The sequence below is a fragment of the Pseudomonas sp. R62 genome (assembly GCF_000257605.1).
Taxonomy (GTDB): Bacteria; Pseudomonadota; Gammaproteobacteria; order Pseudomonadales; family Pseudomonadaceae; genus Aquipseudomonas; species Aquipseudomonas atacamensis.
The window spans coordinates 41,662-46,461 of the sequence record NZ_JH635999.1; the positions used below are offsets into that span (position 1 = coordinate 41,662).

Here is a 4,800-nt window from a genome sequence, read left to right on the forward strand (position 1 = left end):
GGAACTGCACCACGTCGCGCTGGCGCAGAACACCTCGATGCTTGCAGCAATCCGCGCGCACCACGCGGCGGGCAAGCCGTTGCTCGCCGAGTGTGGCGGCATGCTTTACCTGCTTGATTCGCTGACCGACGTGGAAGGCACCCGTGCTGAGCTGGTCGGTTTGCTCAAGGGCGAGGCGGTGATGCAGAAGCGTCTCGCGGCGTTGGCGTTGCAGGCGGTTGAGCTGCCGGAAGGTTCCTTGCGGGGGCATACCTATCACCATTCGCTGACCACCACCGAGCTGACGCCGATTGCCCGTGGGCTGAGTCCCAATGGCGGGCGCGGCGCTGAGGCGGTTTATCGCGAGGGGCGGATGACGGCTTCCTATGTGCACTTTTATTTCCCGTCGAATCCTGTGGCTGTCGCTGCGCTGTTTGCGCCCGGCCTTGAGACCGCCATCGCTGGCAAGCCAGCTCCCACAGGGGATTGCGTTTCGTCAGGTATTGCACCGCCCACTGTGGGAGCTGGCTTGCCAGCGATGGGGCCATGACCGACAACGCATTCTCCGAAGCCGAACGCGCGGCGGTCTACAAGGCCATCGCCGAACGCCGCGACATGCGCCACTTCACCGGCGGCAGCGTCGAACCGCAGCAGCTGCGCCGTCTGCTCGAGGCTGCTCATCAAGCGCCGAGCGTCGGCCTGATGCAGCCGTGGCGCTTCATCCGCATCAGCGATCGCGCTCTGCGCGGGCAGATCCGCGATCTGGTGGAAGAAGAGCGCATCCGCACCGCCGAGGCCCTCGGCGAGCGCAGCGATGAGTTCATGCAGCTCAAGGTCGAAGGCATCAACGATTGCGCAGAAGTGCTGGTCGCGGCGCTGATGGATGATCGCGAAAAGCACATCTTCGGTCGGCGCACGTTGCCGGAAATGGACATGGCCTCGTTGTCCTGCGCGATCCAGAATCTGTGGCTGGCCTCCCGTGCCGAGGGCCTGGGCATGGGCTGGGTCTCGCTGTTCGAACCGCAAGCCTTGGCGGATTTGCTCAAGTTGCCGGCCGGTGCCAAGCCGCTGGCGGTGTTGTGTCTGGGCCCGGTCAGGGAATTCTATCCGGCGCCGATGCTGGTACTTGAAGGCTGGGCGCAGGCGCGGCCGCTCAACGAGTTGCTGTACGAAAATTATTGGGGAGTGAGTCAATGAGTGTGGCGTTGCTGAGTGTCGCCGCGGTAGCGCTGGATGCGCTGCTCGGTGAACCGAAACGCTGGCATCCGCTGGTGGCGTTCGGCAATTTTGCCGGGCGCATCGAGCAACGCTTCAACGCCGGCGGTCGTGGCTGGCGCAGCCATGGCGTGACCGCGTGGGTTATCGCGGTACTGCCGCTGACCTTGCTCGCCACGGCATTTTCCTGGGCGCCTTATGTCGGCTGGATTGTCGAGATTCTCGCGTTGTATTGCGCCCTCGGCATGCGCAGCCTCGGCGAACATGTTGCGCCGGTTGCGGCGGCGTTGCGCGCCGATGATCTGGACGAGGCGCGCAAGCGTGTCGGTTATCTGGTCAGCCGCCAGACCGATGAACTCGACGGCACTGCGGTTGCCCGCGCCGCGACTGAGTCGGTGCTGGAGAACGGCAGCGATGCGGTGTTCGCTGCGCTGTTCTGGTTTGTCGTCGCCGGCGCGCCGGGCGTGGTCCTGTATCGCTTGAGCAATACCCTCGATGCGATGTGGGGTTATCGCAACGAACGCTTCGAGCGTTTCGGTTGGGCGGCGGCGAAAATCGACGACGTGTTGAACTACATTCCTGCGCGTCTGGTGGCATTGACCTACGCGCTACTGGGCAAAACCCGCCTCGCGCTCAAATGCTGGCGCACCCAGGCGCCGCAGTGGGACAGCCCCAACGCCGGCCCGGTGATGGCGGCCGGTGCCGGTGCGCTGGGCGTCGAGTTGGGTGGCCCGGCGATCTATCACGGCGAACTGCATGAGCGCCCGCAACTGGGCGAAGGTGCGCCGGCCGATGCCGATTCCATCGACCGTGGCTGGCAATTGGTCCAGCGCGGCGTATGGTTGTGGCTGCTGATGCTTTGCCTGGGGGCGGAATTTTATGCTTGAGCACGGTGGCCGGTTGCGCAAGGCTGCACTCGATTACGGGATTGCCGAAGCCGACTGGCTCGACCTGTCCAGCGGCCTCGCGCCATGGCCGTTCCCGATCCCGGAAATCCCGCTACGCGCCTGGGCGCGCTTGCCGGAAACCGATGACGGTCTGGAACAGGCCGCCTGCGATTATTACGGCGCCGCGCAGGTGCTACCGGTGGCCGGCTCGCAAATGGCTATCCAGTTGCTGCCGCGTCTGCGCCGGGCCGGCAAGGTCGGCGTGTTGTCGCCGTGCTATGCCGAGCATGCCGAAGCGTGGCGGCGCAGCGGTTACATTGTCCGTGAAGTGCTCGAGCAGGAAGTCGAATTCTTTCTCGACAGTCTTGATGTGCTGGTGGTGGTCAATCCGAACAACCCGACCGGCCTCAGCCTGACCCCGGCGCGCCTGCTCGACTGGCATGCGCGGCTGGCGCAACGCGGCGGCTGGCTGGTGGTCGATGAAGCGTTCATGGACAACACGCCGCAACTGAGCCTGGCGCCCTATGCGCATCAGGTCGGGCTGGTGGTGTTGCGTTCGTTCGGCAAGTTTTTCGGTCTGGCCGGGGTGCGCCTCGGTTTCGTTCTGGCCGAGCGCAAGTTGCTCAAACTGCTCGCCGAACAGGTCGGGCCGTGGGCGGTGAGCGGGCCGACGCGGGTGCTCGGTACGGCGTGCCTGCAAGACACCGAGGGCCATACCCGTCAGCGGATTCGCAGCGATGAAGCGAGCGAACGGCTGGCGGCGTTGCTGACACGTTGCGGTTTTGCACCGCAGGGCGGCTGCGCGCTGTTTCAGTGGCTGATCACCGAGCACGCCGAAGCGCTGCACGAATTCCTCGCCCGGCGCGGCATCCTCCTGCGCCTGTTCAGCCACAACAGCAGTGTGCGTTTCGGCCTGCCGGCCGATGCCGCGAAAGAGTTGCGCCTCGAACAGGCTTTGCAAGCTTTCACCAAGGACAATCCATGACCACTCTGATGGTGCAAGGCACCACGTCCGATGCTGGCAAAAGCACTCTGGTGACGGCGTTGTGCCGCTGGGCCACCCGCCAGGGCGTGGCGGTGGTGCCGTTCAAACCGCAGAACATGGCGCTCAACAGCGCAGTCACCGCTGACGGCGGCGAGATCGGCCGCGCGCAGGCAGTGCAGGCGCAAGCGGCCTTTCTCGAACCCCACACCGACATGAACCCGGTATTGCTCAAGCCCAACAGCGACACCGGCGCGCAAGTGATCATTCATGGCCGCGCGGTGACGACGATGAACGCCGTCGCCTATCACGATTACAAGGCCATCGCGATGCGAGCGGTGCTCGCCTCGCACGAGCGACTCAGCGCTGCCTATCCGCTGGTAATGGTCGAGGGCGCCGGTTCGCCGGCGGAGATCAATCTGCGCGCCGGCGACATTGCCAACATGGGCTTTGCCGAAGCGGTGGACTGCCCGGTTTTGCTGATCGCCGACATCAATCGCGGCGGCGTGTTTGCGCATTTGGTCGGCACGCTGGAATTGCTTTCGCCGAGTGAACAGGCGCGGGTCAAAGGCTTCATCATCAACCGCTTTCGCGGCGATATCGCCTTGTTGCAACCGGGCCTCGACTGGCTGGAACAGCGCACCGGCAAACCGGTGGTCGGCGTGTTGCCCTACGTGATGGACCTGCACCTTGAAGCCGAGGACGGCATCGACCAACGCCAGACCGACAAGGCCGAGCAGGTGTTGAAAGTGGTGGTGCCGGTGCTGCCGCGCATCAGCAATCACACCGACTTCGACCCGCTGCGTCTGCATCCGCAGGTGGATCTGCAATTTGTCGGCCCGGGGCAGGCGATTCCCGCCGCCGACCTGATCATCCTGCCGGGCTCGAAAAGCGTGCGCAGTGATCTGACTTATCTGCGCGCCAACGGCTGGGACGCGGCGATCAATCGGCATCTGCGCTACGGCGGCAAGGTGCTGGGGATTTGCGGCGGTCTGCAGATGCTCGGCGAGCAGGTGCACGACCCCCTCGGACTGGAAGGCGCTGCCGGCTCCAGCGCGGGGCTGGGTCTGCTGGCGTTCGAAACGCAGCTCGAAGCCGACAAGCAACTGCGCAACGTGCGCGGGCGGCTGGCGCTGGAAAACGCCGCAGTCAGCGGTTACGAAATTCATGCTGGCGTAACCAGCGGGCCGGGGCTGGAAACGCCGGCGGTGCATCTGGACGACGGTCGTTGCGATGGTGCGCAAAGTGCCGATGGCCAGGTGTTCGGCACCTATCTGCATGGCTTGTTCGAATCCCCCGAGGCGAGCGCGGCGTTGTTGCGCTGGGCCGGGTTGAGTGATGTGCAGGAAGTCGATTACCACAGCTTGCGCGAGCGTGATATCGAGCGGTTGGCGGATCTGGTGGAGAAGCATCTGGATACCGGGCTGTTGCGTCAGCTCTGCGGGATTTGAGTTGTCCTGGCTGGCCTCTTCGCGAGCAGGCTCGCTCCCACAGGGAACTGCGATCAACGGTGGGAGCGAGCCTGCTCGCGAAGAGGCCGGTTGCCTTACCACACATTTTTGGATGAACCCATGCTCCAACTGATCCTCGGCGGCGCCCGCTCCGGCAAAAGTCGTCTGGCGGAAAAACTCGCCAGCGACAGCCATCTGGCGGTCACCTACATCGCCACCAGCCAACCGCTCGACGGCGAAATGAATCAACGCGTCGCCCATCATCGCGCACGTCGCCCGGTCGAAT

General features: G+C 64.5%; 5 protein-coding genes and 1 pseudogene. All 6 read left to right on the forward strand.

Annotated elements, in window-relative coordinates:
* Positions 1–529, forward strand: a pseudogene (locus OQK_RS18605) (cobyrinate a,c-diamide synthase); the annotation flags it as partial.
* Positions 526–1,176 carry a 5,6-dimethylbenzimidazole synthase gene (gene bluB, locus OQK_RS18610; protein ID WP_016773706.1) on the forward strand — a complete coding sequence of 217 codons (651 nt, stop codon included), beginning with the start codon at positions 526–528 and terminating at the stop codon, positions 1,174–1,176. The pseudogene OQK_RS18605 and the gene bluB, both read left to right, overlap by 4 nt.
* The gene (gene cbiB / locus OQK_RS18615; protein ID WP_016773707.1) at positions 1,173–2,081 is read left to right on the forward strand and encodes an adenosylcobinamide-phosphate synthase CbiB; all 909 of its coding nucleotides are present in this window, start codon (positions 1,173–1,175) and stop codon (positions 2,079–2,081) included. Before bluB ends, cbiB begins: the two co-directional genes overlap by 4 nt.
* Entirely contained in the window at positions 2,074–3,066 is a 993-nt protein-coding gene (gene cobD, locus OQK_RS18620; RefSeq protein ID WP_016773708.1) for a threonine-phosphate decarboxylase CobD, read from the forward strand. Before cbiB ends, cobD begins: the two co-directional genes overlap by 8 nt.
* On the forward strand, positions 3,063–4,514 hold the full coding sequence (locus tag OQK_RS18625; protein ID WP_016773709.1) for a cobyric acid synthase: 1,452 nt from the start codon (positions 3,063–3,065) through the stop codon (positions 4,512–4,514). Before cobD ends, OQK_RS18625 begins: the two co-directional genes overlap by 4 nt.
* Before the next feature lie 120 nt (positions 4,515–4,634).
* Positions 4,635–4,800, forward strand: a 166-nt coding sequence (locus OQK_RS31470) for a bifunctional adenosylcobinamide kinase/adenosylcobinamide-phosphate guanylyltransferase (protein WP_038861372.1), incomplete at its 3' end; no start/stop codon positions are given.

What these genes read in the sequence shown, in the direction of transcription:
- bluB (WP_016773706.1), top strand. Translation starts at nt 526, where the DNA reads ATGACCGACAACGCATTCTCCGAAGCCGAACGCGCGGCGGTCTACAAG.
- cbiB (WP_016773707.1), top strand. Translation starts at nt 1,173, where the DNA reads ATGAGTGTGGCGTTGCTGAGTGTCGCCGCGGTAGCGCTGGATGCGCTG.
- OQK_RS18625 (WP_016773709.1), top strand. Translation starts at nt 3,063, where the DNA reads ATGACCACTCTGATGGTGCAAGGCACCACGTCCGATGCTGGCAAAAGC.
- cobD (WP_016773708.1), top strand. Translation starts at nt 2,074, where the DNA reads ATGCTTGAGCACGGTGGCCGGTTGCGCAAGGCTGCACTCGATTACGGG.